25 protein-coding genes, 1 tRNA gene and 1 riboswitch are annotated in these 26,201 nt (G+C 66.1%); of the genes, 18 read left to right on the top strand and 8 right to left on the bottom strand.

The annotated features are described in order from the left end of the window. Position 1: 1 nt before the first annotated feature. Complete coding sequence (locus tag ACVT6V_RS23805) at positions 2-253, bottom strand: helix-turn-helix domain-containing protein (protein ID WP_489896554.1); 252 nt, start codon at positions 251-253, stop codon at positions 2-4. 190 nt (positions 254-443) lie between these two features. Between ACVT6V_RS23805 and ACVT6V_RS23800 the strand changes: the two genes are divergently transcribed. Further along, positions 444-520: transfer RNA gene (locus ACVT6V_RS23800), tRNA-Met, on the top strand. 111 nt (positions 521-631) lie between these two features. On the opposite strand, the gene ACVT6V_RS23795 is transcribed toward ACVT6V_RS23800, so the two are convergent. The 3 genes from ACVT6V_RS23795 to ACVT6V_RS23785 form a co-directional block, all read right to left on the bottom strand. Next, complete coding sequence (locus ACVT6V_RS23795) at positions 632-1,429, bottom strand: alpha/beta hydrolase (RefSeq protein WP_489896553.1); 798 nt, start codon at positions 1,427-1,429, stop codon at positions 632-634. A gap of 40 nt (positions 1,430-1,469) precedes the next feature. Then, positions 1,470-1,994, bottom strand: a complete 525-nt coding sequence (locus ACVT6V_RS23790; RefSeq protein WP_489896552.1) for a hypothetical protein — start codon at positions 1,992-1,994, stop codon at positions 1,470-1,472. Positions 1,995-2,071: 77 nt separating this feature from the next. Further along, on the bottom strand, positions 2,072-2,524 hold the full coding sequence (locus ACVT6V_RS23785; RefSeq protein ID WP_489896551.1) for an SRPBCC family protein: 453 nt from the start codon (positions 2,522-2,524) through the stop codon (positions 2,072-2,074). Between the two features lie 126 nt (positions 2,525-2,650). On the opposite strand from ACVT6V_RS23785, the gene ACVT6V_RS23780 reads away from it, so the two are divergent. From ACVT6V_RS23780 to ACVT6V_RS23720, 13 genes are all read left to right on the top strand, one after another. After that, positions 2,651-3,262: an MSMEG_1061 family FMN-dependent PPOX-type flavoprotein gene (locus ACVT6V_RS23780; RefSeq protein WP_489896550.1), complete on the top strand. Its 612-nt coding sequence runs from the start codon at positions 2,651-2,653 to the stop codon at positions 3,260-3,262. 41 nt (positions 3,263-3,303) lie between these two features. Next, positions 3,304-3,552 (top strand): DUF2630 family protein, encoded by a 249-nt coding sequence (locus ACVT6V_RS23775; RefSeq protein ID WP_489896549.1) that lies wholly within the window; start codon positions 3,304-3,306, stop codon positions 3,550-3,552. A 145-nt stretch (positions 3,553-3,697) separates the two neighbouring features. Then, entirely contained in the window at positions 3,698-5,578 is a 1,881-nt protein-coding gene (locus tag ACVT6V_RS23770; RefSeq protein ID WP_489896548.1) for a propionyl-CoA synthetase, read from the top strand. Between the two features lie 6 nt (positions 5,579-5,584). Further along, positions 5,585-6,079: a DUF6790 family protein gene (locus ACVT6V_RS23765; protein WP_489896547.1), complete on the top strand. Its 495-nt coding sequence runs from the start codon at positions 5,585-5,587 to the stop codon at positions 6,077-6,079. A 198-nt stretch (positions 6,080-6,277) separates the two neighbouring features. Then, positions 6,278-7,567, top strand: a complete 1,290-nt coding sequence (locus ACVT6V_RS23760; protein WP_489896546.1) for an ABC transporter substrate-binding protein — start codon at positions 6,278-6,280, stop codon at positions 7,565-7,567. 4 nt (positions 7,568-7,571) lie between these two features. Beyond that, the gene (locus ACVT6V_RS23755) at positions 7,572-8,594 is read left to right on the top strand and encodes a carbohydrate ABC transporter permease (RefSeq protein ID WP_489896545.1); all 1,023 of its coding nucleotides are present in this window, start codon (positions 7,572-7,574) and stop codon (positions 8,592-8,594) included. Next, positions 8,591-9,421: a carbohydrate ABC transporter permease gene (locus tag ACVT6V_RS23750; RefSeq protein WP_489896544.1), complete on the top strand. Its 831-nt coding sequence runs from the start codon at positions 8,591-8,593 to the stop codon at positions 9,419-9,421. Before ACVT6V_RS23755 ends, ACVT6V_RS23750 begins: the two co-directional genes overlap by 4 nt. Beyond that, entirely contained in the window at positions 9,418-10,869 is a 1,452-nt protein-coding gene (locus ACVT6V_RS23745) for a GH1 family beta-glucosidase (protein WP_489896543.1), read from the top strand. Before ACVT6V_RS23750 ends, ACVT6V_RS23745 begins: the two co-directional genes overlap by 4 nt. Next, entirely contained in the window at positions 10,866-11,891 is a 1,026-nt protein-coding gene (locus ACVT6V_RS23740) for a LacI family DNA-binding transcriptional regulator (RefSeq protein WP_489896542.1), read from the top strand. Before ACVT6V_RS23745 ends, ACVT6V_RS23740 begins: the two co-directional genes overlap by 4 nt. A 21-nt stretch (positions 11,892-11,912) precedes the next feature. Further along, entirely contained in the window at positions 11,913-12,980 is a 1,068-nt protein-coding gene (locus ACVT6V_RS23735) for an ABC transporter ATP-binding protein (protein ID WP_489896541.1), read from the top strand. A gap of 72 nt (positions 12,981-13,052) precedes the next feature. After that, positions 13,053-13,139: riboswitch (Fluoride riboswitch) on the top strand. A gap of 19 nt (positions 13,140-13,158) precedes the next feature. Then, positions 13,159-13,662, top strand: a complete 504-nt coding sequence (gene crcB / locus ACVT6V_RS23730) for a fluoride efflux transporter CrcB (RefSeq protein ID WP_489896540.1) — start codon at positions 13,159-13,161, stop codon at positions 13,660-13,662. Beyond that, on the top strand, positions 13,659-14,027 hold the full coding sequence (crcB, locus tag ACVT6V_RS23725) for a fluoride efflux transporter CrcB (RefSeq protein ID WP_489896539.1): 369 nt from the start codon (positions 13,659-13,661) through the stop codon (positions 14,025-14,027). Before crcB (ACVT6V_RS23730) ends, crcB (ACVT6V_RS23725) begins: the two co-directional genes overlap by 4 nt. 31 nt (positions 14,028-14,058) lie before the next feature. After that, positions 14,059-14,601, top strand: a complete 543-nt coding sequence (locus ACVT6V_RS23720; RefSeq protein ID WP_489896538.1) for a universal stress protein — start codon at positions 14,059-14,061, stop codon at positions 14,599-14,601. A 293-nt stretch (positions 14,602-14,894) separates the two neighbouring features. Here the strand turns inward: ACVT6V_RS23720 and ACVT6V_RS23715 are convergent, their stop codons facing one another. Together ACVT6V_RS23715 and ACVT6V_RS23710 are read right to left on the bottom strand one after the other, a co-directional pair. Continuing rightward, the gene (locus ACVT6V_RS23715) at positions 14,895-16,118 is read right to left on the bottom strand and encodes an acyl-CoA dehydrogenase family protein (RefSeq protein ID WP_489896537.1); all 1,224 of its coding nucleotides are present in this window, start codon (positions 16,116-16,118) and stop codon (positions 14,895-14,897) included. A 29-nt stretch (positions 16,119-16,147) separates the two neighbouring features. Beyond that, the gene (locus ACVT6V_RS23710) at positions 16,148-17,533 is read right to left on the bottom strand and encodes an acyl-CoA dehydrogenase family protein (RefSeq protein WP_489896536.1); all 1,386 of its coding nucleotides are present in this window, start codon (positions 17,531-17,533) and stop codon (positions 16,148-16,150) included. 296 nt (positions 17,534-17,829) lie between these two features. Here ACVT6V_RS23710 and ACVT6V_RS23705 point away from each other — a divergent pair, with 296 nt between their 5' ends. Then, the gene (locus ACVT6V_RS23705; RefSeq protein WP_489896535.1) at positions 17,830-18,834 is read left to right on the top strand and encodes a hypothetical protein; all 1,005 of its coding nucleotides are present in this window, start codon (positions 17,830-17,832) and stop codon (positions 18,832-18,834) included. 105 nt (positions 18,835-18,939) lie between these two features. Here ACVT6V_RS23705 and ACVT6V_RS23700 read toward each other — a convergent pair whose 3' ends face one another. Then, the gene (locus ACVT6V_RS23700; protein ID WP_489896534.1) at positions 18,940-20,877 is read right to left on the bottom strand and encodes an FAD-binding monooxygenase; all 1,938 of its coding nucleotides are present in this window, start codon (positions 20,875-20,877) and stop codon (positions 18,940-18,942) included. 3 nt (positions 20,878-20,880) lie between these two features. Further along, complete coding sequence (locus tag ACVT6V_RS23695) at positions 20,881-22,260, bottom strand: MFS transporter (protein WP_489896533.1); 1,380 nt, start codon at positions 22,258-22,260, stop codon at positions 20,881-20,883. A 180-nt stretch (positions 22,261-22,440) separates the two neighbouring features. Here ACVT6V_RS23695 and ACVT6V_RS23690 point away from each other — a divergent pair, with 180 nt between their 5' ends. From ACVT6V_RS23690 to hpaE, 3 genes are read left to right on the top strand one after another with little or no spacing between them, the layout of a single operon-like run. Further along, positions 22,441-23,934, top strand: a complete 1,494-nt coding sequence (locus ACVT6V_RS23690; RefSeq protein ID WP_489896532.1) for a fumarylacetoacetate hydrolase family protein — start codon at positions 22,441-22,443, stop codon at positions 23,932-23,934. Then, positions 23,916-24,629 carry a GntR family transcriptional regulator gene (locus tag ACVT6V_RS23685; RefSeq protein WP_489896531.1) on the top strand — a complete coding sequence of 238 codons (714 nt, stop codon included), beginning with the start codon at positions 23,916-23,918 and terminating at the stop codon, positions 24,627-24,629. Before ACVT6V_RS23690 ends, ACVT6V_RS23685 begins: the two co-directional genes overlap by 19 nt. A 48-nt stretch (positions 24,630-24,677) precedes the next feature. After that, the gene (hpaE, locus tag ACVT6V_RS23680) at positions 24,678-26,195 is read left to right on the top strand and encodes a 5-carboxymethyl-2-hydroxymuconate semialdehyde dehydrogenase (protein WP_489896530.1); all 1,518 of its coding nucleotides are present in this window, start codon (positions 24,678-24,680) and stop codon (positions 26,193-26,195) included. The last annotated feature ends 6 nt before the right edge of the window (positions 26,196-26,201 follow it).

Genomic DNA, 26,201 nt, shown 5'->3' with positions numbered 1-26,201 from the left:
CTTAGTACCGTGCCCCGTGAGGCCGTACCTTGGCACCGGAGTGCCTGAGGATGTTCAGGACAGTCGTCCGTCCGATTCCGATCTCCTCAGCGACGCCTCGGCTCGTCATGCCTTCTTCGTAGAGCCGGACTACGTCGCGCCGAGTCTGCTCAGTGATCCGCGATCGGGGATGCCGATGTTCCGGCTGTACCTGGTCAGGGCGATGATCGGCGATCCTTGGGGTGTTGGCCTTGGCGCCAGCTAGGACTACCACGACGAGAACCCCCGCCCGGGATGCCCGGGCGGGGGTTCTCGCTTTTCGTCTGGGTGTTCGCGAGCCCGACCGTGCCTGTCCTTCTGGGCTCTGCCGGCGGTGGCCAGAGACTCGATATCGCCGATCCGTTCGCCGCGTCGGGGGGTGTGCTCGCGGCGCTGGCGGAGGTGTGTATTGTTGGTTTCTGCAACGCGGGGTGGAGCAGCTCGGTAGCTCGCTGGGCTCATAACCCAGAGGTCGCAGGTTCAAATCCTGTCCCCGCTACCACGACGAGAACCCCGTCCGGGATGCCCGGGCGGGGGTTCTCGCTATCAGCGTCAGCGACGGGTGGTCGCGACCGAAGAGACGCCGTCCTCGATGACTGACAAAACCTCGTCCTCAGCTCTGGCCGACGGGATGCTCGGCGAGCCAGGCGAGGACCACATCGGCCACTTCCGGCCAACCGTGGTCGATGGTCAGCGAATGCCCGCGGCCCTCGAATCGATGGAAATCGGTGACTGCCGCCGACTTCGCATACCGCTTGTACGCGGCATGCGCACTGACATCCGGAACGGTGTGATCCTCGGTGCCCGATGTGATCAGCAACGGCCCGCGCGAGGCGTTCTTCGTGTCGACGGCGGCGGGTGAATGAGGGGCGAAGTTCGCGACGGCGGCTTCGAAGAGCGGCTTGCCCGGCGACGGGATCGCCCACTTCTCCCACAGCGCGTCGGACTCCTCGGCGCTCAACGTGTTGCCGAACGCGTAGCGGAACTGGCTGACCGACAGGGCTTTTGCGCGTCCCCTGTTCAACGGGTTCCCCAGCACCGGCGACGCGGAGCGAAGCTGTGACAACGGTAGGGGTTTGACGCCCTTGATCGGGGCCGGATCGATGGCCACGGCGGCGGCGGCCTTGTTCTGGCTCAGGAGCTTCTGTGCGATCAACCCACCGAACGAGTGGCCGATCACGATGGGTGGACTCGAGAACTGTCCCGCTGCGTCGGCGAAATGCGCGGTGATGTCGTCGATGCCGACACCCGCTTGCGCCCCCGGATCCTTGCGGGTGGCCTCGACCGTGTCCGCCTCGCCGGGCCACGCGGGCGCGACGCCACGGTGTCCGTGCTCGGCGAAACGGTCGATCCACGGCTGCCAGGCCGTCTGGGAGACCCAGAGGCCATGGATGAAGACGACGTCGGACATGGTGCTCCTTGCGTTGGGGGTGAACGTGTTCGGGACCTTGCTAACTGCGGATCGTGCGGTCGACCTCGATCGGGTCGACATGCCGCGGCGTCATTGCCACGAACCAGGCCTCCTGTACTCCCAGGACGACGATGAGGCTGACGATCAGGCCCTCGAGCTCGATCGAGGTGAGGGCGAGTCCCACCGCGGCGGCGACTCCGGGCCACAGGGCCACCAGAACGACGGCCAGGTACAGCGGTACGCCGATCACGCCGAAGACCCACGGCAGCACCGTGGTGTCGGTGCGCCGAGCGAACTGATACGCCAGCAGGGCGATCCCGATCGCGCCGAGGATTCCGGACAGCGCGAACGAGATGCGCCAGACCGCGGGGATCTCGGGTGCGACTTGAGCGAGCAACGACATGGCGGCCGGGATGGCGAATTGCAGCGACACCAGATAAGCCATGCGCGCTCCGGTGCCGGTGGGACCGCCGAGGTCGTCACGGTCCTTGATGGCCACCCACCACAGACCCAGGAGGGTGAAATTGGTCGCGGCGACGACCCCGTAGAACGCCGACTGGTCCATGTGTCGACGATAGTCCCGTGCGACCGGCCGTGTTCGAAGGTTCACGCAGCTCACGGCGGTTTCTGACCGCGATCGCGTCATCGCTGTCGTTCGAGCAGCTGCTTGATCCGGCGCAGGTCGTTTCGGTTCGCCCGACGCATCGCGATGGACATGAACGGTGCGATGATCGCCGAGAATCCGCTGGGGTCGCCGCGGTTACGCAGCGTCATCCGGGTCGTACCCTCGGTGACCGGTTCCCATTCGTAGATCGTTTCCATCGCGAACGGACCGTCGCTCGTGCGCATGACGAACCGTCGGTCGTCGGCAACCTCGGCCACTTCGTAGGTGTATTCGAGTCGTCGCCCGAGAAAGTGCGCCACGAACGCGATCTCGCTGCCCACCCGAAGCGGGGGTGGCGTGACCAAGGTGGAGGAGACGATGTTCTGGTACCAGTGCGTTGCGTTCGCCGGGTCGCGGGCGTACTCGGCCACCTGTGCGGTCGGGCGATCGATCACGATTCGGGTGACGACATCGACCATCGTGGTTCCCATGTTCGGTGCGATTGTGCTGTGACATGGGTATTGTCGCCCGTCGCGAGTCGCGATCGCGTTCATTCGGTGAATCGTCGGCCGGAAATCGACTGGTGCGGTGACGATGGTCGATGCGACGATGGCGGGGTGGAGATCACCAGCGCCGAGCAACTGCGCGCGATCGTCGGCCACCCGAACGAGATGGTCGCCAAGAAGGTCCGGCCATCGTTGCGACAGGTGCACGTCGACTGGCTCGCCGCGACACCGATGATCTTTCTCGCGACCACGGACCGGAGCGGGCGACTCGACGTGTCGCCGAAGGGAGACCCGCCCGGCAAGGTGGTTCATGTCATCGACGAGTCGCATATCGCGATCCCTGAGCGTCCCGGGAACCGACGCGTCGACGGGTATCTGAACATCGTGGAGAACAGGCGCGTCGGCACGCTGTCGGTGATTCCCGGGCGCGGCGACACCCTGCGTATCAACGGGTCGGCGCGGATCGTCGACGACGGTCCGTATTTCGACGACCTGGCCATCCGGGCCAAGCGGCCGATCCTCGCCGTCGAGATCGCCGTCGAGGAGGTGTTCTTCCACTGTGCCAAGGCATTCCTGCGATCGGAACTGTGGAAGCCGGAGACCTGGAACCCCGACGCACTGCCGAGTGCGGCCGCGATCTACAAGGCACTGATGCCGGAGCTCGATGAAACCGAGCTCGACAGGGCATACGCGGAGTCAGCGGTCCGTCGGCGCTTGTACTGAGTCGCTCGCCCGCCGGCCTCGCGCCGTCTACTGTCGGAATCATGGCCACGGACAAGTCGATCCACGAGCACATCACCGACCTCATCGCCGAAGAACACGACCTCCGCGCGAAACTCGGGCGTGGCGAGATCTCCCGTGACGAGGAGAACAAGCGGTTACGTGAGCTCGAGGTGTCGTTGGACCAGTGCTGGGACCTGCTCCGGCAGCGCCAGGGCATGCGGGATGCGGGGGAGAACCCGGACGATGCCGCGGTTCGGCCGGCGGACGTCGTCGAGAAGTATCTGGAGTGATGGAGCGAACCGTGCCGCTCGACGCCCGCTGGTGACCGGTCGGCGCACAGTCGTCCAAGCAACTCCGTGGCAACCATCACATCGCTAACCTCGAACCGGGACACCGCACAGTCGTGGGACAGAGGGTCGAGCGAGAGGGATGGCGATGGGTCGATACGACGAGGCATTCGCACAGGCGTGGGATGACCGGGAGGCCTTCTGGCTCGGCGCCGCCGAGGCGGTCGACTGGGTGTCGCCCCCGACCCGGGCGCTCGACGACACGACGGCCCCGATGTACCGGTGGTTTCCCGACGCCACGCTCAACACGTCGTACAACGCCCTCGACCGGCACGTCGAGGGGGGCAACGGCGACCGCGCCGCCCTGATCTGGGACTCGGCGATGGTCGGGCAGAAACGGACCTACACCTACGCAGATCTGCTCGACGAGGTCTCCCGTTTCGCGGGCGTGTTGGCCGGGACCGGCGTGGCGGCCGGCGACCGGGTGATCATCTACATGCCGATGATCCCCGAGGCGGCCATCGCGATGCTCGCCTGCGCCCGCATCGGCGCGGTGCACTCGGTGGTGTTCGGCGGATTCGCGGCCCCGGAGCTGGCGACCCGTATCGACGACGCCGAGCCGGTGGCCATCGTGACCGCGTCGGGTGGTCTGGAGCCCGGCCGGACGGTGGAGTACCTCCCGATGGTCGCGAAGGCCGTCGAGCTGGCGGCGTCGCCGCCGGCCACCGTCATCGTGAAGAACCGGCCGCAGGTCGCGGGGGCGGCGGCCGACCACGACGGTTGGTTGGACTGGGACGAGCAGATGGCCGATGCCGCGCCGGTCGCGCCGACGCCCGTCGCAGCCACCGACCCGCTGTACATCCTCTACACCTCGGGTACCACCGGCAAGCCCAAGGGCGTCGTCCGCGACAACGGTGGGCACGCCGTGGCGCTCACCTGGTCGATGGGCAACATCTATGGCATCGAACCCGGCGATGTGTGGTGGACGGCCTCCGACGTCGGGTGGGTCGTCGGACATTCCTACATCGTCTACGGCCCCTTGCTGATCGGGGCGACCACGGTGATGTACGAGGGAAAGCCGGTGGGCACACCGGATGCGGGCGCGTTCTGGCGGGTGATCGCCGACCACAAGGCCAACGCCCTGTTCACCGCTCCCACCGCGATTCGGGCGATCCGCAAGACCGACCCCGAGGCCGCCGAACTGGCGAAGTACGACATCTCGTCCCTACGAACCCTTTTCGCGGCGGGCGAGCGATTGGACCCCGACACCTTCGAGTGGGCGAGCGCGACCCTGGACGTGCCGGTCGTCGATCATTGGTGGCAGACCGAGACCGGGTGGGCGATCGCGGCGAATCTGCGTGGACTCGAACCGATGCCGATCAAGGCCGGGTCGCCGACGGTACCTGTCCCGGGCTACCACGTCGGCGTCCTCGACGCCGAGGGACACGAACTCGGGGCGGGGGAGGAGGGCAACATCGTCATCGCGCTGCCGCTGCCGCCGGGAACACTCGCCGGGTTGTGGCGTGACGAGGACCGCTACCGCAAGTCCTACCTGTCGGCCTTCGACGGCTACTACCTCACCGGCGATTCCGGCTACGTGGATGCCGACGGCTACGTCTTCGTGCTCGGGCGCTCCGACGACGTCATCAACGTTGCCGGGCACCGCCTTTCGACGGGAAGTATCGAAGCGGTCGTCGCATCGCACCCGGCCGTGGCGGAATGTGCTGTCATCGGTATCCACGATGATCTCAAGGGACAGCGGCCGAGCGGCTACGTGGTCCTCAAAGCGGGCGTCGAGATCGAGGCGGACACGCTGCGTGACGAGTTGGTGGCGATGGTGCGCAACGAGATCGGGGCCGTCGCCACCTTCCGCGACGTCACCGTGGTCCCCGCACTACCGAAGACGCGGTCCGGCAAGATCCTGCGCAAGACGATGCGGCAGATCGCCGACCACGAGGAGTACACGGTGCCGTCGACGATCGAGGACGTCGACGTGTTGACGGATCTGGCCAAGCAGCTCGGCGGCTGATCGACCATGGCGATATCGGGCGTCGATCATGTGCTGCGGTTCTCGATCCGGCTGGTGCCGTTCGTCGGCCTGGTGGGAACGGTCATCGCGACCATCGTCGACGTGGTGACACCGGGCGGAGACCTCGGCCGAGACCTGCTGTTGAACTCGATCGTATGGATGATCGGAGTCCAGGGCTGGATGACCGGTTGCGGACACATGTTCTTCGGTGAGCCGATCGCGGAGTCGATCGGGTGGCCCGCGAAGACCCCGTGGCAGTGGGAGGTCGGGCTGGCCAGCCTCGCCACCGGCGTCCTCGGCGTCATCGCACCGGGCTTCGGCAAGGAGTTCTGGCTCGCCACGATCATCGCGTTCGCGGTGTTCTATCTCGGTGCGGCCGTCGGTCATATCCGAGAGATGGTGGTGCGTCGCAACTTCGCGCCCGGGAATGCCGGTCCCATCTTCTTCTTCGATGTGATCGTGCCGGTGTACCTGCTGGTGCTGTACGCGGTGGTGACGTAGGCGCAACCGCTTGACCGTAAGGGCCACGCCTATGGAAGCGCTCTCAAACAGCTGAGCTGTGATTTGCGCTGGGCTTGACATGTGAATGTGATCTGGACCATAGTGACTTTGTCACGAGAGTGGAAGCGCTCTCACACCCTGGCGGAAGAAGCGGCGCCGTGGGGGTCGTCATAAGTCCGCCGGGCGAGAGGCACACAGGTGACCAGGAAGACGAATTCGTGGCGCGGGGCGATGGCGGTGGGAGTCACCGTCGGCGTCGTCGGCGCATTGTTGGCCGGCTGCGGTGGAGCCGGCGACGGTGCCCAGACATCGCTCGGAAAAGATGACACGCTCACGATCACCACCTTCGGCGACTTCGGGTACGGCGACCTGATCGACCAGTGGAACAGCGACCCGGCAAGTCCGTTCAAGGTGAAGGAAACCAAGATCGCGCAGTGGGATACCTGGAAACAGACCCTGACCTCGAACCTGCAGGCCGGAACCGGTCTGACCGACGTGGTCGCGATCGAAGGCGACGCAATGCCGCAATTCCTCACCGACGGTGCATCGGACCAGTTCGCGGACCTGACCGACCCTGCGCTGGACAATCGATGGGTCTCCTACAAGTACAAGGACGGCCAGACCGCCGACGGCACACAGATCGGTTATCCGACCGATGCCGGGCCCGAGGCGATCTGCTACCGGGCCGATCTCTTCCGTCAGGCGGGATTGCCCGCTAACCGGGAATCGGTGGCGAAGATGTTCCGAACATGGGACAGCTACTTCGATCTCGGTCAGGAGTTCGTGAAGAAGGTACCCGCGACCAAGTGGTATGACTCCAGCGGATCCATCGCCCAGGCCATGCTCAATCAGGTCGAGTATCCGTTCCAGACGAGCGACAACACCGTCGACGTCGACAATGCGGGACTCAAGAAGGTGTATTCCACGGTGGCCGAGTTCGCCCCGACACTGTCCACCCGGGCGGTGCAATGGAGTGACGACTGGACTGCCAACTTCACCAACAACGGATTTGCGACCATGCCGTGCCCTGGTTGGATGTTCGCCAACATCAAGGAATCCGCGCCGTCGGTGACCGGTTGGGACATCGCCGATGCGTTCCCCGGTGGCGGTGGCAACTGGGGCGGGTCGTTCTTGGCCGTTCCCGCGCAGTCTGCCCATCAAGAGCAGGCCAAGCAATTCGCCAACTGGCTCACCGACACCAAGCAGGAGGTGGGTGCGTTCGACGCCGCCGGCGCGTATCCGGCGAATCTGGCCGCCGAACAGGAGCTGAGTTCGGCCAACAAGCCGGACCCCTACTTCGCCGACGCGCCGACCGCGCAGATCCTGGCCGATCGGGCGAAAGCGGTGCCGGTGGGAGTGCCGTACAAGGGCGACAAGTACTCCGACATTCTCGGGCTGTTCCAGACCGCGATCCAGCGCGTCGACGAAGGCCAGTCGCCGGAGGCCTCCTGGGCCACCTTCACCCAGGCCGTGGGCAACCTGGATTGATGACATGACCTTGGTCCCCAACGAGACCCGGAGATCGGCCGGAGATGCCCAGCGGCCGGAGCCGTCGGCTCCGGCCGACTCCGACCCGTCCGGAACTTCCTCGAAACCGACTCGGCGGCAGCGTATTTCCCGTCTCGATCGCTCGGCTTCGCCCTACCTGTACATCGTACCGTTCTTCCTCGTCTTCGCCGTCATCGGGCTGTACCCCATGCTGTACACGGGGTATCTCTCCTTCTTCTCGTGGCCGCGATTCGCGGCGCAGCACGGCGGCGCGGTGGGGTTGGACAACTACCGGCATGTGTTGACCGATCCGGTCTTTCACAAAGCGCTCGTGAACACGATCGGGATCTTCCTGTTGTCGTCGATCCCGCAGATCATCATCGCGACGATCGTCGCGGCACTGCTCGACACCGGTCTGCGGGGTCGCTCGTGGTGGCGGATGAGTGTGCTGATCCCGTTCGTGGTCGCACCGGCGGCCGCGGCGTTGATCTTCGGTTCGTTGTTCGCGGACAAATCCGGCCTCGTCAACGATGTGCTCAGCGGCGTCGGGCTTCCGCAGGTCGCCTGGCACGGGGATCGACTGGCAAGCTGGACTGCGATCGCCACCATGATCAACTGGCGCTGGACCGGATACAACACGCTGATCCTGCTCGCCGCGATGCAGGCCATCCCGCGCGATCTGTACGAGGCGGCGGCGATCGACGGAGCCGGGAGCATCCGGAAGTTCCTGCACATCACCCTGCCGTCGATCCGCGCGACGATGATCTTCGTCATCGTCACCTCGACCATCGGCGGACTCCAGATCTTCACCGAGCCGCGGCTTTTCGACACGAATCTGCAGCACCAGGGGGGCGCGAACCACGAGTACCTGACGCTCACGATGTACGTGTTCAACACCGCCAACAGCGCCACGGACCCATATCCCCGCGCGGCGTCGGCGGCCTGGCTGCTGTTCTTGCTCATCGTCGTGTTCGCGCTGGTGAACTTCTTCGTCACCCGTGCCGTACAGAGGAGGTCGTCACGATGACCCGCCGTCCCGGATTCATCGTCTATGGCCTGCTGGCCGCCTTCGTGCTCGGATCTGTCTTTCCGCTGTACTGGTCGTTCGTCATCGGCTCGGTCACGTCGCAGCGTGCGAATCAGACACCGCCACCACTGCTTCCCGGTGGCCACTTCCTCGAGAACGCGCAGCGCGTCTTCGACCGGATCGACTTCTGGGCTGCGCTGGGCAACTCGATCATCGTGTCCAGCGTGGCGGCGATCTCGGTGGTGCTGTTCTCCACCCTGGCGGGTTATTCGTTCGCCAAGTTGAGCTTTCGTGGGAGCAACGCGCTGATGGTCTTCGTGGTGCTCACGATGGCGATCCCACCACAGCTAGCGCTCATCCCCCTGTTGAAGGAGTTCAGCAATCTCGGGCTGACCGGTACCCGATTCGCGGTCGCACTTCCATGGCTGGTCACCGCTTTCGGAGTCTTCTTCATGCGCCAGTACCTGAGCACGGCGATTCCCGACGAGCTGATCGACGCAGCACGCGTCGACGGGTGTTCCATGCTCCGGACCTTCTGGACCGTGGCCGTTCCGGCCGCTCGGCCCGCGATGGCGATCCTGGGTCTGTTCACGTTCATGCAGGCGTGGACCGACTTCATGTGGCCACTGCTGATCCTCCAGGGATCTGACGTGCAGACCCTGCAGACCGCGCTCGATCAGCTCAAGATCGCACCCGGTCATGGGCTGAGCGACATGGCGCTCCTGCAGGCCGGCACCATCCTCGCGACCGTGCCACTGCTTCTCCTGTTCGTCGCGACCGGTCGCCACCTGGTGACCGGCATCATGCAAGGAGCCGTAAAAGGATGAACTCCGCACTGCACTTCCCCGATGGATTTCTCTGGGGCGCGGCGACCGCGTCGTATCAGATCGAAGGCGCACACGACCTCGACGGTCGAACACCGTCGATCTGGGATACCTTCGCACGCGTTCCGGGCGCAATCCTCAACGGCGACAACGGCGATGTCGCGTGCGATCACTACCACCGGATGGCGGCCGACGTGGCGCTGATGCAGCGCCTCGAGCTGAATGCGTACCGATTCTCGGTGGCGTGGCCGCGGGTCCGTCCCGACGCGGGCAGCGCGAACCAGAAGGGCATCGACTTCTACGCCCGACTCGCCGACGAGTTGCTCGACGCGGGGATCACGCCCTGGCTGACCCTCTATCACTGGGATCTTCCCCAGACACTGGAAGACGCCGGCGGGTGGACCAACCGCGACACCGCGTACCGCTTCGTCGACTACGCGTTGAGCGTGTATGACTCGCTGGCCGACCGGGTGGATCACTGGACCACGCTCAACGAGCCCTGGTGTTCGGCCTTCCTGGGCTACACCAGTGGTCAGCACGCGCCCGGTAGGCAGGAGGGAGTGGCCGGCCTGGTCGCCGCCCATCACTTGCTGCTCGGTCACGGTCTCGTCGTCGACGAACTGCGGCGACGAGGCGCGACTCCGGATCGTGGTAAACAGGTGGGGATCACGCTGAACCTCACCGTCGCAACGCCGTTCGATCCCGGCAGTGCCGATGACGTCGACGCAGCCCGGCGCCTCGACGTCTTCAGCAACCGGGTCTTTCTCGACCCGCTGTTCCGCGGCCGCTACCCCGACGACATCGCGGACGACGTGGCAGGTCTGACTTTTGAGGGCAGAGCGTGGCACGACTGGGTCCTCGATGGAGATCTGGACCTCATCGCGCAGCCGATCGATGCGCTGGGCGTGAATTTCTACCATGGCGATGGTGCCAGCAGCAGCGTGCGCACCGACCTCCTCGGCGACGGTGTGGTGGCACCCGCACGCGTGGCCGCCCCGGCACAACCGGATGGGCGACGGATCACCTTCCCGCGACGGGGATATCCGGTCACCGACATGGGCTGGGAGGTTCAGCCGGCGGCATTGACCGAACTGCTCGTGCGGCTACGCGACGACTACGGGGTGCCGCCGGTCTACATCACCGAGAACGGTGCGGCCTACACCGACATCGTCACCCCCGAGGGGGCCGTCCACGACGAGAAGCGCAGGCAATTCATCGATCTCCATGTCCGCGCGGTCCACGACGCCATCGCGCAGGGTGTCGATGTTCGCGGTTACTTCGTCTGGACCCTGCTGGACAACTTCGAGTGGGCGTGGGGCTATACGCAGAGATTCGGCATCGTGCACGTTGACTACGCCACCCAGGTCAGGACGCCCAAGGACAGCGCGCTGTGGTTCGCCCGGGTGGCAGCATCCAACGCCGTGCCCGACCGCTGGGGGGACGACTCGTGACCGGCTCGGAACCGCGCAACGCATCACCCACGCTCGACGAGGTCGCGCGACTGGCGGGAGTCAGCCGAGCGACGGCCTCGCGCGCGGTCAACGGGGGCAGCCGCGTCAGCCCACGTGCCCAGAAAGCGGTCGACGAGGCTGTCCATCGTCTCGGCTACACACCGAATCAGGCGGCCCGGTCGCTGGTGACCCGTCGAACACAGTCGGTCGCGCTGGTGGTCCCCGAGCCCGACGAGCGTGTGTTCTCCGACCCGTTCTTCGCCCGTACGGTCCACATCGTCACCAGAGAACTTTCGAAGCATGACTTCCAGGTCGTGCTCCTCCTTGCCGGTGGCGACGACCAGGAAGCCCGGATGCTGCGTTTCCTGGGCAACCGGCAGGTCGACGGCGCCATCGTCGTCTCACACCATCGCGGCGACAGCCTGCCCGATCACCTTGCCGAACTCGGTCTGCCCAGCGCGTTCATCGGCCGCCCGTGGAGCAACAGCGATCGCTTGTCGTGGGTCGACACCGACAATGTCGCCGGTGGTCTCGAAGCCACCCGGCGCCTCCTGGACCGTGGCTGTCGCCGCATAGCCACCATCGCCGGGCCGACCGACATGACCGCCGGCGTCGACCGTCTGGAAGGGTGGAAGCAGGCCATGACCTCGGCGGGTCGACGGGCCGACGCCATCGGCTACGGGGATTTCACCCCGGATGGCGGTGCGTATGCCTGCCGCCAGTTGCTCGATTCCTATCCCGACATCGACGGCATCGTCATCGCCTCGGACCTGATGGCGGTCGGGGCGTTGGACGTGCTTGGCGCGGAAGGTCGCCGCGTGCCCGACGATGTCGCCATCACCGGCGCCGACGACCTCGGGGTCGCCGAGCGTACCGACCCGCCACTGACCACACTGCGAAACCCCCTGGCGGAGATGGCCGCCGAGGCAGTCGCGCTGTTACTCGGGCAGCTCGACGGTGGATCGGTCGCACCACGTCGAGTCGTCTTCGCCCCCACCCTCGTCCGCCGTGAATCGGCCTGAAAGTCCATTGGAGCAATCACGATGACCACCGTCACCTTCGACAATGTCCGACGCAGCTACCCGGGCACCGATCGACCTGCGGTTGCCGGTCTGAACCTGCACATCGCCGACGGCGAACTCCTCGTCCTCGTCGGGCCGTCCGGCTGCGGGAAGTCGACCACTCTGCGGATGCTCGCGGGCCTGGACCGCAATGACGACGGCCGAATCCTCATCGGCGACCGTGATGTGACCGAGGTGCCGCCCAAAGATCGTGACATCGCAATGGTTTTCCAGAACTATGCGCTCTACCCGCACATGAACGTCGCCGACAACATGGCCTTCGCGCTCCGCCTGGCGAAGGTGAGCAAGGCAGAACGAGATGCCCGGGTCGCGCAAGCGGCCGAGATGCTCGACCTCACCGCTTACCTCGATCGGAAGCCGAAGGCGCTGTCGGGTGGACAACGGCAGCGGGTCGCGATGGGCCGGGCCATCGTGCGCTCACCCCAGGTGTTCTGCATGGACGAACCCTTGTCCAACCTCGATGCGAAGATGCGCGTACGCACCCGCACCGACATCGCAGCACTACAGGCAGAACTGGGTGTCACCACTGTCTACGTCACACATGACCAGGTCGAGGCCATGACGCTGGGATCGCGTGTGGCAGTGATGCGCGACGGCGTCATCCAGCAGGTCGACACACCGCTGGCCCTGTACGACCGCCCGGCGAACGAGTTCGTCGCGAGCTTCATCGGCTCGCCGCAGATGAGTTTGCTGCCCGGAGTCGCGACCGAGAGCGGGGTTCGCATCGCGGGCGAACTGCTCCCGATCCAGACCATTGCGCGCGGCCCGGTCACCGTCGGTGTCCGTCCCGAGGACTGGCAGGTGGTCGCCGACGTGTCACGGGGTATCGGCGCGCAGGCGACCCTCGTCGAGAAGCTCGGCTCCGACAGCTACGTCTACGCCGCCACCGAGGTCGACGGTCAGCGCCGAACGGTGGTGGTGCGGACCCCTGCGCGCGGCAGCACGGCGAAAGGCGATCTCCTTCGACTGATCCCGGACCCGGAGCGCCTGCACCTCTTCGACCCCGCGACCGGACGCCGAATCAACTGAGCGGTTTGTCGGCGCGCAACGTCGAAGCGACCGAGATGTCGGTCAGACGTGTGGCGGGGCGAGCGCTGTAAGGTGTCGATGGGTGATGGATCTCGCCCGGATACGCGACCGGTGTCGCTGTCCGAACCGCCGCCACCGGCTGATAGTTCCTGGTCCGATTGACGGATGGGGCTGACGCATGGGTTCTGATCACATTCCGCGCGACACCGCGCCTGCGGACTCGCACGCCGAGTTGCCCACCGACCCCGACGCCGTTCGGCCCCTGCATCTGCGGCCGACGGCGATCCTGTGGGTCCTGCTCGGCGGTGCATGTGGCACCGGTCTGCGCTATTGGGTGGAGGAGCTGCTCCCCGCCCATGGCACCGACTGGCCGTGGGGCACGTTTCTGGTCAACCTCGTCGGGGCCTTCGCACTCGGGGCGCTCCTGGAAGGTCTTGCGCTGTCAGGGGAGGACGACGGGTGGCGACGTCGGGGACGTCTGCTCCTGGGCACCGGCCTGTGCGGGTCGTTCACCACCTACAGCAGTTTCGCGCTCGAGATGTCGCTGCTGACGCATCGGGACGCCCTGCCGGTGGCGGTCGGCTATGGGCTGGCCGCCGTCGTCGCCGGCGTGGTCTGCGCGTGGCTCGGGATCGCCGCTGCGGGTGCGGCGTTGCGTCATCGAGCGGGGGAGGTGTCGTGATCGTCCTCGCGGTGATGGCCGCCGGGGCCCTCGGCGCGGCCGCCCGGTTCGTGCTCGACGGGGCCATCAAACAGTGGCGGTCCACGACCTTCCCCTGGGCGACGCTGGCGATCAACCTGAGCGGTTCGCTTCTGCTGGGTGTGCTCGCCGGCGCGGTCATGTTCCACACCCTCCAACCCGACGTCCAGACCATCGTCGGAACCGGGTTCTGCGGCGGTTACACCACTTTCAGTACGGCGAGCTTCGAGACCGTCCGATTGGCCGAGAAGCGGCGCTCGGTGCTCGCGCTCGGCAATGCGGTCGCCTCCCTGGTCGGGAGCGCGGCGATGTGCGGCCTCGGTCTGGTGCTGGCGTGGTCGCTGTGAGGCGGGGGATGATGGGACGAGAGGGATCGCGATGACGAAGGACACCGATTACGGCCACCTCGACGGCGACGCGCCGTTGCGTCGGCGGGTCCGTGGGCCGGAGCCGAGTCGTCGTGCCGAGGCGAGCCTCGTCGTCGGATGGGACGGCAAACAGGCAAGTAGTGCGGCCGTGCGGTACTCGGTGGATCTGGCTCATCGCCTGACCGCGCACGTACATGTGGTGCACGTCGTCGACATCGATGACATGCCCGTCGATCCCGACGCCCCGGACTGGGGGGAGCAGATTCGCGCCGCCGTCGTCGGCGAGGCGGCCCAGGCGAAGGAACTGCTCGACGCACTGGCCGCTTCGTGGACCTACCACAGCGGCCACGGAGACCCGGCGCAGTTGTTGTCCACGGTCGCCGACCGCTACTCGGCACTCATGGTGGTGATCGGCAGTCCGCGCGGAGGGCTCCTGTCGTATCTGGACTCCATGCTCCGACAGTCCGTCGCCCAGCAGATGATCGGTCACCGCAAGACGCCGCTGCTACTGGTGCCGGCGGACTTCGAGGGCCGCACTCCGGCGGTCGAGTAGACCCTCGCCGGTAGGCGAGGGCCGTATCGAGACCTCGTGACATGCGGGTGGTCTCGATACGCTGTCTCGCCTGGCGGCTCGACGGCTACTCGACCAGCGGTCGGGTCGGCTTGACGGCTACTCGGCCAGCGGTCGGGTCGGCTTGACGGCTACTCGGCCAGCGGTCGGGTCGGCTTGACGGCTACTCGGCCAGCGGTCGGGTCGGCTTGACGGCTACTCGGCCAGCGGTCGGGTCGGCTTGACGGCTACTCGGCCAGCGGTCGGGTCGGCTTGACGCTACTCGACAGCCACTGCTACTTCAGCTCGGCGCTGCTCTTGTTGAGGACACGACGGGCGATGATGAGCTGCTGGATCTGCTGGGTGCCTTCGAAGATGTCGAGGATCTTCGAATCCCGGGCCCACTTCTCCACCAGGAGTCGTTCCGAATAGCCCAGCGTGCCGGTCAGTTCCACCACCTTGTTGGTGATGTCGGTGCCCGTGCGGCCCGCCTTGGCCTTCGACATCGACGCCTCGAGTGAGTTCGGCTCCTTGTTGTCGGCCATCCACGCCGCACGCATCGTGTGCAGATACGCGGCCTCGAAATCGGCTTCCATCCGGATGAACTCGGCGGCGGCGGCGTGCTGGTCGGCGGCCGGGCGATCGTAGTCGATCTCGATGCCGGCCTCTTCGAGAATTCGTCGCATCTCCTCGAGCGCCGCGCGGGCGACGCCGACCGCCATGCCCGCAACCATCGGCCGCGTGTTGTCGAAGGTCTGCATGACACCGCCGAACCCCTTCTTGGTGTCGACCTCAGGCGAACCGAGCAGATTGTCCTTGGGAATGCGGCAGTTCTCGAAGCGGATCACCGCGGTGTCCGACACCCGGATCCCGAGCTTGTGCTCAAGACGCGCGACCTCTACGCCCGGGTGCTCACGTGGCACCACGAAGCTCTTGATCGCCGCACGGCCGAGGCTCTTGTCGACCGACGCCCACACCACGATGTGGGTCGCCCGCGAACCGGCGGTGACGAAGATCTTCTCACCGTTGAGGATGTACTCGTCGCCGTCGAGAGTCGCGGTGGTCGAGACCGCTGCGGAGTCCGAGCCGAAGCTGGGCTCGGTGATGGCCATCGCAGCCCACACCTTGCCGAACCGTTTGAGCTGGTCGTCGGTGGCGACCGCGGCGATCGCCGCATTGCCCAGACCCTGGTACGGGATGGTCAGCATGAGGCCGACATCGCCCCAGCTGGTCTCCATCGTGTTGATCACCGACTGCATGTTGCCGCCGTTGATCACCGCGCCCTCGGCCCTGGGCTTGTCCGACTTCTGCTGGCTGCGTCCGCCGTCGGCGCCGGCGCCGGCCTGGCCGGCCTCGGCGAGACCGTCGTACAGGCTTGCGAGAGTGTCGAGCTCGACGGGATAGTCGTGCTCGCGCAGATCGTACTTGCGCGAGATCGGTCGGAAGATCTCCGCGGCGGCCTGATGCGCCTGATCGATCGTGACGTTCAGTTTCTTGGGCAGTTCGAGATTGATGCTCATGTCAGTTGTTCCTCACCAGATCCGGCCGTCTACAGGACGACGACGCCCTCGCCGATACCGGCACCGCGCAGATCGCGATACCACCGCTCCACCGGGTGTTCCTTGGTGAAGCCGTGGCCGCCGAGCAGTTGGATACCGTCGAGCCCGATCTGCAGGCCCTTGTCGATGGTCAGCTTGCGTGCCAGTGCTGCCTCGCGCGCGAACGACAGGCCTTGTTCGGCACGTGCTGCACCGCGCAGCGTCACCAGGCGGATCGAATCAACCTCGGTCGCGATGGTGGCGACCATGAAGGCGACCGCCTGGCGGTTGGAGATGGGCTCGCCGAACGCCTCACGCTCGTTCACGTAGGGGATCACGTAGTCGAGGACCGCCCGCGCAGTTCCGGCGGCCAGCGCCGACCAGCCGAGGCGCGACAGGCGCACCACGTCACGGTAGGCGGATGCGGCCGCGTCACCGTCGGCCCCGCCGACCAGCGCCGACGACGGCACGGCCACATCCTGCAGCAGCAGGCGTCCCATGCCGGCCGCACGGACACCCATCCCCGGATCCGCCTCGACGATCAGTCCCTTGGTGTCGGACTCGACGATGAACAGCGCCGGGCGGCCGTCGAGCTGAGCGCCGACGATGAAGAGCTCGGAGGAGCCCGCTGCGGGCACAAACGATTTCACGCCGTTGAGGCGGTAGCCGCTGGGTACGCGGGTGGCCTTGGTGGACAGGTCGAAGGCGTCGAACAGCGGCTTCGGCTCGGCGATCACCACGGCCGACTGCGGCACGTTCTCGCCGGCGAAGTCGGGGAGGTAGGTGCGTTGCTGCTCGTCGGTGCCGAAGTTGGTAAGCGTGGTCGCGACACCGCTCGGCGCCAGCAGCGGCAACGCCAGACCCATGTCGCCATAGGCCATCGCCTCGGCGACGAGGGCGTTGGTCACCACACCGCGTTCGGATGCGGCACCCTCGAACTCCTCGGGGACGTTGATCATGGTGATGCCGAGCTCGGCGGAACGCTTGAGGATCTCCTCGGGCGCCGCGGCGGCGTTGTCGGCGTCGTAGGCCGCCGGACGCAGGATCTCGACCGCGAAATCCTTCACCGTCTCGGCGATCATCTGCTGCTCGTCGTCGGGGTTCAGGTCGAAGTAACCCTTGGGCGACGTGGTGAGCCGCTTGGCCTGGCCCGAGCCGCCCTGGGCGGCCTTGAAGGCGCGATTCGCCGCACCGAGGGTCTGGAAGCCGGTCTTGGTGCCCTGATAGGCGATCCGATTGATGGGTTCGCGGATCTTGTACTTCTCGGCGAACTCGGACCCGGTGACGGTGGTCAGTACGCGCATCGCGGTACCGATGAAGTTGCGGGGGTGTGGGTTCTTGCCGACAGCGGAGGTGTCGCGCGGTTCGGTGTGCCGCGCTTCGGTTTGTGAGGTCATGTTCACCAGCCTGTTCTCGGGCGGTAGGGCAGGGCCATCGCTGGCTCGACCCATATCTTACTCGGTAGTAAGTAGAGACCTTACTATCCGGTAAGGAAGATGTCACGCATTCGGTTGTGCTTGCCGATCCGTAGGTCCGTTCCTCCGCCCGTTCCCCGTTCGTCCGCCCCGTGCACGGGGCGGACGAACGGAATTGAGGGGGAGGAACCGGCGGCGGAGGATCGACGTGGCCAGGTGAGTGTGGACGTGGCCGGGGCCCTGTGGATGGATTTCTGGCGGTTGAGCGCATCGGCGGCATGATCGTCACCATGGACGACCGGCCGGGGTTTGGTGCAGAGCACCTCCTGTTTCGATCCGCCGCGATCGAGCAGGGCATCACCGACGAGATGTTGAGTGCCGATGTGCGAGGACGACGCAAGACCCGCGTCTGGCGTGGCGCCTATCTGCCGACCGACACTGCCACATCCGACACCGGCAACTCCGACGCGACATCGTCGCGATACCGTCGCCAGCTCGATCACTACCGCGCCATGATCGTCGCGGCCGCCCGCAACGGTGGACCCGGACGAGTCGTCAGCCACACGTCGGCCGCTGTGCTGCACGGCATTCCGATGTTGCGACCCGACCTGACCGTCGTTCATTTCACTGCCGCCACAACAGGCAAACGCACAGCTCACGGGATCACCCACCAGGCGACACTCCAGCACTCCGAAGTTGTGCTCCTCGACGGCATACCGACGACCTCGCCGGCGCGTACCGTGTGCGACGTGGCCAGGCTCGCGACCCTGGAACAGGCGGTGTGCGTCGTCGACTCAGGCCTGCACCTGGGTGTGCCACGGCAAGAGATCGACGACCAGGCACGACGACTCCGCCGCTACCACGGCGCACCGACCCTGCGTGCGGCCCTCACCCTCGCCGACGGTCGCGCCGAGAGCATCGGCGAAACAGTGAGCAGACTCGTGCTTGCCGACCATCCGCTCATCCCTGTGCCCGAACTTCAGGTCCCGATCCGGATCGACCTCGACGGCGGCAAACACGTGTACGGGGACTTCGGGTGGCGCGACACGTCGGGCACACTCCGACTCGTCGGGGAATTCGATGGGCGGGTGAAGTATCACCGATCCAACCCGTTCAGCGACGAATTACCCGAGGAGGTCATCTTTGCCGAGAAGCTCCGGGAGGATGCGATCCGCGCGACAGGCCCGCATGTCGTCCGCTGGGTCTGGGCGGACTCGATGCGGCCCAGGATCCTCCACGCCAAGGTGGAGTCCGCACTGCGGCTGGTCGGCCTGGTTCAGTGATAGTTCCTCCGCCCGTTCCCGGTTCGTCCGCCCCGTGCAAGGGGCGGACGAACCGGGAACGGGCGGAAGAACCGCCTCAGAGGCTCAGCCGAGCGGCTGCGAGGGTCACACGGACTCCTTGGTGAGGGACGCGGCGTTGTGGGGGAGGAGGTTCTGCGCGAAGAAGGCGGTGAGCTCATCGGTCGCTGCCAGCGGAAGAACCTGCGCGACGTACTGATCCGGTCGGACGACGACCACGGCGCCGCGCCGGTCGATGCCGCGTTCGGCGAAGATGTCGACGCCGGGGTCGGTGGCGTACACCTTCTCGTAGTCGATTACCTCGAACGGCCCGACCCTGGGCAGGAAGATCGACGGCACGGTACCGAGATCGACTCCGGTGTGATCCTGCCGATAGATCACCTTGACGTCGAAGATCGCGTCGACGTCGACGCCCTCGGGGGTGTAGCGGACGATCGGCGACTCGCGATCGTGTGCCAGCCAGTCGGCCCAGTCGTCGAGCGATGAGTCGCCCGGCGCCCCAGCGTTGTGAGGCGCGGCCGGATCCGCGGCGAATGCGTAGATGCGCCAACGCCCGTCGGCTCGGTGGTGGTGGCCGAGTTGCACCGGATTGGCGTCGCAGACCCGGACCACCGGCGCCGACTTGAACCGCTTGCCGATGGGGTAGCCGGATGCCAGGTCCTGGTGAATGCCCGCACCGACGATCATCGACGGCTGGTACTCGGTCATGAAACCGGCCGGGAATTCGGCGGTCTTGACGTAGAAGTCCTCGAGCTCCGACGGTGAATCGAACTCCTCGGGGCGTTTGGCCATCATCGATGACCACTCGCGGTCGAAGTCGATCAGGTTCTGTGCGATCACCTGCCGTTCGGCCGAGTAGGTCGCCAGCAGGCTCTCGGGGCTACGGCCGTCGAGCACATGGCCGAGTTTCCAGCCGATGTTGAAGCCGTCCTGCATCGAGACGTTCATGCCCTGGCCGGCCTTCGCACTGTGGGTGTGGCAGGCGTCGCCGGTGATGAACACCCGCGGCGTGCGGGTCCCGGCCTGCTCGATGGGGACGTCGTCGAACCGGTCGGTCACCCGGTGGCCGACCTCGTACACGCTGTGCCAGGCGACGTTCTTCACGTCAAGGGTGTACGGGTGCAAGATCTCGTTGGCCTGCTTGACGATCTCGTCGATGCTGGTCTTGCGGATGCTGCCGCGGTCGTTCTCGGGCACCACCCCGAGATCGACGTACATGCGGAACAGGTAGCCGCCCTCGCGCGGGATGAGCAGGATGCTGCCGCCGGAGCCGGACTGGATCGCGCACTTGGTGCGGATGTCCGGGAAATCGGTCACGGCGAGGACGTCCATGACACCCCACGCGTGATTGGCCTTGTCCCCGTGTGGGGTACACCCGATGGCGTCGCGGACTCCACTGTGCGCGCCGTCGGCGCCGACGACGTACTTCGCGCGCACGGTCCGGGTGGCGCCCTCGTGTTTGCCGACGGTGTGTTTGAGCGTCACGGTGACGGGATACTCGCTGCCCCGGCCGATCTCGAGCCCGACGAACTCGTAACCGTAGTCCGGGGTCATCCGGGTGGGCGAGTTCGCCATGAACTCGGCGAAGTAGTCGAGCACGCGCGCCTGGTTGACGATCAGGTGGGGGAACTCGCTTATGCCCGCCGGATCGTCCTCGGCCCGCGCGGCACGGACGATCCGTGTCGGATCGTCGGGATCCGGCTTCCAGAAAGCCATCTCGGTGATCCGGTAGGCCTCGGCGATGATGTGCTCGGCGAACCCGAAGGCCTGGAACGTCTCGACGCTGCGTGCCTGGATGCCGTCCGCCTGACCGATCGCCAGGCGGCCGGGGCGCCGTTCGACGATGCGGGTGGTGACGGTCGGGAACTGGGACAGTTGGGCCGCGGTGATCATGCCGGCGGGCCCGGTGCCGACGATGAGGACGTCGACCTCGTCGGGGAGTTCGTCCGAGCGGTCGAGACCCACACCCGCGGCAGGCTGCACCCGCGGGTCACCGGAAACGTAGCCGTGGTGATGGAACTGCATTGTTCAGGCCCTCGTCATTCCTCTGATCGGACTGGTTGATTGTTCTGCCTCGTGGTCGGGACCCAGCGGGATACCGCTGCGGTCGCGCAACGTGAGGGTGGCGATCAGGCTGATCAGCACCACGCCGCCCAGATAGAGCACCACCGATGTGGTAGTGCCGGTCGCGCGGACCAGCGCTGCGGCGATCATCGGAGCGAACGCGCCGCCGAGGATGGCGCCGAGCGCGTAGGAGATGGAGACGCCGGAGAATCGGATCGACGCCGGGAAGAGTTCGGAGTAGAGCGCGGCCTGCGGGCCGTAGGTGAAGCCGAGGCCGACAGTCAGCAGGGCGAGTCCGACGAACAACAGCCACACGTTGCCGGCCCGCACCAGCGGGAAGAGCGGGATCAGGGCGGCCAGCAACAGGACCCAGCCGATGATGTAGGTGGTGCGACGGCCGATCCGGTCGCTGATCGCCGCCCCGACGGCGGTGAAGATCAGCCAGGTCACCGCGGATGCGGCGACGGCCCACAGCACCGGGCCGCGCGCGAGGCCGACGGGACCGTCGGGGTTGGTTGCATAGCTCTGGATGTAGCCGCCCGTGGTCATGTAGCCGACGGCGCTGTTACCGGCGAACATCAGCGCGGCGACCAGTACCAGCAGCCAGTGCTTGCGGAACAATTCGGCGATCGGGGTCCTGGTCTCTTCCTTGCGTTCGGCGATCTCCAGGAAGACCGGGCTCTCCTCGACGCGACGTCGGATGAAGTGGCCGATGAGGATCAGCACGATCGACAGCAGGAACGGGACGCGCCACCCCCACGCCATGAAGGCGTCGCCCGGGGCGATCACGGTCATCAGCGCCATCACGCCGGAGGCGAGCAGGAGTCCGAGAGGAACACCGATCTGCGGGGAGGCACCGAACACACCGCGTCTGCGGTCGGGTGCGTGCTCGACGGCCATCAGCACCGCACCGCCCCATTCGCCGCCGGCCGAGATGCCCTGCAATATCCGCAGCGCGATCAACAGGATCGGGGCGGCGATGCCGATCGCCTCGTACGTCGGCAGGAGTCCGACGAGCGTCGTGGCCACACCCATCGTCACGAGGGTCACCATCAGGACGATGCGGCGACCGTACTTGTCGCCGAAATGTCCCGCGAGAAAGGCGCCGAGCGGACGGAACAGGAAACTGATGCCGACGGTGAGGAACGACAGGATCGTCGCGATCGAATCGCCGGCCGGGTGGAAGAACAGGTTGCCGAAGACCAGTCCGGCCGCGGCCGCATAGACGAAGAAGTCGTACCACTCGACGGTCGTGCCGACGATGGTGGCGAAAACGACTCGACGGCGATCGGTCTCGGTGACTATCGGGGAATTTGCCGCGAGGGCTCGGGGAGGTGCATTCATCGAAGCTCCTTTGTGGTGCAGGCGATGCCTGTCGGTGCAAGGGACTGCGGTGGTGGTGGGGCTCACCGACCCGGGATCATGCGATCTAGGTCACTTGCAATCTCTGTGAGAGAACATATACGATCTCGTATACCCGATGCAAGATATGTTTTCATATACGACTTTGAGAAGGAGGGCTGCATGACGACCGAGTACGAGCCGGCAGTCGAGGCGAAGCCCGTGGCCAGGATCGGCCGGCCGGGCAAGATCGTCGCGGTTCATCTGAGCTACGCCTCGCGTGCCGACCAACGTGGACGTCGCCCGGCGCATCCGTCGTACTTCTTCAAGCCGTCGAGTTCGGTCGCCGAGAGCGGTGGTGCGATCGAACGCCCCGCAGGTACCGAATTGCTCGCCTTCGAGGGGGAGGTCGCACTGGTCATCGGTGATCGCGCCCGCCGCGTGTCGATTGAGACCGCCTGGGACCATGTCGCGGCCGTGACCGCGGCCAACGATTTCGGGCTCTATGACCTGCGAGCCAACGACAAGGGCTCCAACGTGCGTTCCAAGGGCGGTGACGGATTCACACCGCTGGGCCCCGGCCTGATCGACGCCCGCTCAGTCGATCCGAACGCACTCCGGCTGCGCACCTGGGTGAACGGCGTTCTGGCGCAGGAAGACACGACAGCCGGGATGATCTTCCCGCTGACCCAACTGGTGGCCGATCTGTCGCAACACTTCACCCTGGAAACAGGCGACGTGATCCTCACCGGCACCCCGGCCGGGTCGTCGGTCGTAGTGCCCGGCGATGTCGTCGAGGTCGAGGTCGACGCACCGACGTCGTCCGACGCGCCGACGTCGGGACGACTGGTCACGACGGTGGTCGCCGGCACCAGTGGATTCGACTCCGACCTGGGGTCCCTTCCCGCGGTGGACGACACCCAGCGCGCCGAGGCGTGGGGATCGCGCGAGGCGGCGGGCTTGCCGAAAGCCGCCGCATCCACCCTCACCGACGTCCTGCGTGACAAGCTGACGCGCGTCCCCGTCGCCGGGCTCTCCGCGCAGCTCCGCAAGCGTGGACTCAACAATGTCTCGATCGACGGTGTGCACGCGCAGACGCGTGGCACGAAGATCGTCGGCACCGCCAAGACACTCCGCTTCGTGCCCAACCGTGAGGACCTGTTCACCTCCCACGGCGGCGGCTACAACGCACAGAAACGGACCTTCGACGCCGTCGGCCCCGGTGAGGTCATCGTCATCGAGGCCCGCGGTGAGACTGGCTCTGGCACGCTCGGGGACATCCTGGCCATCCGTGCGAAAACCCTTGGTGCGGAGGGAATCGTGACCGACGGCGGTGTCCGCGACTACGATGCGGTCGCCGAGATCGGCCTCCCGGTGTTCACCGCCGGGTCGCATCCCGCCGTGCTCGGCCGCAAGCATGTGCCGTGGGACTTCGACCTCACCATCGCGTGTGGCGGCGCCACCGTGCAGCCCGGCGACATCATCGTCGGTGACGACGACGGCGTGATCGTCATACCGCCGGGCCTCGCCGACGAGGTTGCCGACGCTGCTCTCGAACAAGAAGAACAGGACGCCTGGGTGGCGGATCAGGTGGCCGCAGGTCACCCGGTCGACGGTTTGTTCCCACCGAATGCCGAGTGGAAGGCGAAGTATCTCGAATGGCGCAACAACCGATGAGCGACATCGTGGCGAACCAGCAACCGACACAGAGTAAGTCGCAGATCGCCTACCACTGGATCAAGGACCGGATCGCGCGGCAGGAGTACACACCGGGCTACCGCCTGGTGTTGAGCACCATCGCGAAGAGTCTCGACATGAGCGTGGTGCCCGTCCGTGAGGCGATCCGGCAGCTCGAGGCGGAAGGCCTCGTGACCTTCGAGCGCAACGTCGGTGCGCAGGTGTCGATGGTCGACGACTCGCAGTACCGGCACAGTATGCAGGCCCTCTCGATCCTCGAGGGTGCGGCCACCGCACTGGCCGCGCGCCGTCTGACGGAGGAGGACCTGCGCAAGGCCCGTGACATCAACGAACGCATGATCGCCTCGCTCGACCATTTCGATCCGAGCCTGTTCACCGCCCTGAACCAGGAGTTCCACGCGACCCTGTTCACCCGGTGCACCAATCCACGGATGATCACCCTCGTCGAGGCCGAATGGGCGCGCCTCGGTCACCTGCGCGCGTCGACGTTCTCCTTCGTTCCCGGACGTGCCCAGGAGTCGGTGCGCGAACACGAGAACATCGTGCGGCTCATCGAGATCGGTGCGCCGCTCGGCGAGATCGAGAAGGTCGCGCGGCGCCACCGCGCCGCGACGCTGGACGCATACGTGGTCCACGAACACCCCGACGAAACGCTGGGCCTCCCGACCTACTGACCCTCGGAACCTCCTGACCCCTCCAGACCCTCAAGAAACGGAGTAACCATGACGAATACGGTGAGTGCAACCGCCGCCCGACACGTCCCCGCGGATCTGCCCACGCGCATCCAGCACTACATCGGCGGCAAATTCGTCGACTCGATCGACGGCGACACCTTCGGCGTCCTGGATCCGGTGTCCAACGAGACCTATGTGCAGGCGGCGGCCGGTAAGAAGGCCGACATCGACCTCGCCGTCGCGGCCGCCACCAAGGCCTTCACCGAGGGGCCGTGGCCGAAGACGCTGCCCCGTGAGCGTTCTCGCATCCTGCACCGCATCGCCGACATCGTCGAGTCCCGTGACGCGCGACTGGCCGAGCTCGAGTCGTTCGACTCGGGCCTGCCGATCACCCAGGCGCTCGGGCAGGCACGCCGGGCCGCGGAGAACTTCCGCTTCTTCGCCGACCTGATCGTCGCGCAGGCCGACGACACCTACAAGGTGCCCGGCCGTCAGATCAACTACGTCAACCGCAAACCGATCGGTGTGGCGGGCCTGATCACGCCGTGGAACACACCGTTCATGCTCGAATCCTGGAAGCTGGGTCCCGCGCTCGCCACCGGCAACACCGTCGTACTCAAGCCGGCCGAATTCACCCCTCTGTCGGCGTCCCTGTGGGCCGGCATCTTCGAGGAGGCCGGCCTGCCCGATGGTGTGTTCAACCTCGTCAACGGCCTTGGTGAAGATGCCGGCGACGCACTGGTGAAACACCCTGATGTACCGCTGATCTCGTTCACCGGGGAGAGCCGCACCGGCCAGATCATCTTCGGCAACGCCGCACCGTTCCTCAAGGGTCTTTCGATGGAACTCGGTGGCAAGAGCCCGGCGGTCGTGTTCGCCGATGCCGACCTCGATGCAGCCATCGACGCCACGATCTTCGGCGTGTTCTCCCTCAACGGCGAGCGCTGTACCGCCGGGAGTCGCATCCTCGTCGAACGTCCGGTCTACGACGAGTTCGTCGAACGCTATGCGGCGCAGGCCAAGCGCGTGGTGGTGGGGTACCCGCACGAGAAGAACACCGAGGTCGGGGCGCTCGTGCACCCCGAGCACTATGAGAAGGTGATGAGCTACGTCGAGATCGGCAAGACCGAAGGCCGGCTCGTCGCCGGCGGTGGCCGTCCCGACGGTTTCGAGACCGGCAACTTCGTCGCCCCGACGGTGTTCGCCGACGTCAAGCCGGACGCCCGGATCTTCCAGGAGGAGATCTTCGGACCCGTCGTCGCCATCACCCCCTTCGACACCGACGAAGAGGCCCTCGAGCTGGCCAACGGCGTGAAATACGGTCTGGCCGCCTACATCTGGACGAATGATCTCAAGCGCGCGCACAACTTCTCGCAGTCCGTCGAGGCCGGCATGGTGTGGCTGAACTCCAACAATGTCCGCGACCTGCGGACCCCGTTCGGCGGTGTGAAGGCGTCGGGTCTCGGGCACGAGGGCGGCTACCGGTCCATCGACTTCTACACCGACCAGCAGGCTGTGCACATCACCCTCGGCAAGGTGCACAACCCCACCTTCGGCAAGCAGTGATCACCT

The sequence above is a fragment of the Gordonia sp. LMA167 genome, from assembly GCF_058130025.1.
Note: the sequence above shows the minus strand (reverse complement) of the source record. Positions and strands in the feature narration are given on the sequence as shown.

Coding starts and splice junctions, on each gene's coding strand:
- ACVT6V_RS23685 (WP_489896531.1), top strand. CDS start 23,916: ATGGCGCAACAACCGATGAGCGACATCGTGGCGAACCAGCAACCGACA.
- ACVT6V_RS23750 (WP_489896544.1), top strand. CDS start 8,591: ATGACCCGCCGTCCCGGATTCATCGTCTATGGCCTGCTGGCCGCCTTC.
- ACVT6V_RS23790 (WP_489896552.1), bottom strand. CDS start 1,994: ATGGACCAGTCGGCGTTCTACGGGGTCGTCGCCGCGACCAATTTCACC.
- ACVT6V_RS23705 (WP_489896535.1), top strand. CDS start 17,830: ATGATCGTCACCATGGACGACCGGCCGGGGTTTGGTGCAGAGCACCTC.
- ACVT6V_RS23775 (WP_489896549.1), top strand. CDS start 3,304: ATGGCCACGGACAAGTCGATCCACGAGCACATCACCGACCTCATCGCC.
- ACVT6V_RS23795 (WP_489896553.1), bottom strand. CDS start 1,429: ATGTCCGACGTCGTCTTCATCCATGGCCTCTGGGTCTCCCAGACGGCC.
- ACVT6V_RS23785 (WP_489896551.1), bottom strand. CDS start 2,524: ATGGGAACCACGATGGTCGATGTCGTCACCCGAATCGTGATCGATCGC.
- ACVT6V_RS23720 (WP_489896538.1), top strand. CDS start 14,059: ATGACGAAGGACACCGATTACGGCCACCTCGACGGCGACGCGCCGTTG.
- ACVT6V_RS23770 (WP_489896548.1), top strand. CDS start 3,698: ATGGGTCGATACGACGAGGCATTCGCACAGGCGTGGGATGACCGGGAG.
- ACVT6V_RS23695 (WP_489896533.1), bottom strand. CDS start 22,260: ATGAATGCACCTCCCCGAGCCCTCGCGGCAAATTCCCCGATAGTCACC.
- ACVT6V_RS23700 (WP_489896534.1), bottom strand. CDS start 20,877: ATGCAGTTCCATCACCACGGCTACGTTTCCGGTGACCCGCGGGTGCAG.
- ACVT6V_RS23735 (WP_489896541.1), top strand. CDS start 11,913: ATGACCACCGTCACCTTCGACAATGTCCGACGCAGCTACCCGGGCACC.
- ACVT6V_RS23710 (WP_489896536.1), bottom strand. CDS start 17,533: ATGACCTCACAAACCGAAGCGCGGCACACCGAACCGCGCGACACCTCC.
- hpaE (WP_489896530.1), top strand. CDS start 24,678: ATGACGAATACGGTGAGTGCAACCGCCGCCCGACACGTCCCCGCGGAT.
- ACVT6V_RS23755 (WP_489896545.1), top strand. CDS start 7,572: ATGACCTTGGTCCCCAACGAGACCCGGAGATCGGCCGGAGATGCCCAG.
- ACVT6V_RS23765 (WP_489896547.1), top strand. CDS start 5,585: ATGGCGATATCGGGCGTCGATCATGTGCTGCGGTTCTCGATCCGGCTG.
- ACVT6V_RS23715 (WP_489896537.1), bottom strand. CDS start 16,118: ATGAGCATCAATCTCGAACTGCCCAAGAAACTGAACGTCACGATCGAT.
- ACVT6V_RS23745 (WP_489896543.1), top strand. CDS start 9,418: ATGAACTCCGCACTGCACTTCCCCGATGGATTTCTCTGGGGCGCGGCG.
- ACVT6V_RS23690 (WP_489896532.1), top strand. CDS start 22,441: ATGACGACCGAGTACGAGCCGGCAGTCGAGGCGAAGCCCGTGGCCAGG.
- crcB (WP_489896540.1), top strand. CDS start 13,159: ATGGGTTCTGATCACATTCCGCGCGACACCGCGCCTGCGGACTCGCAC.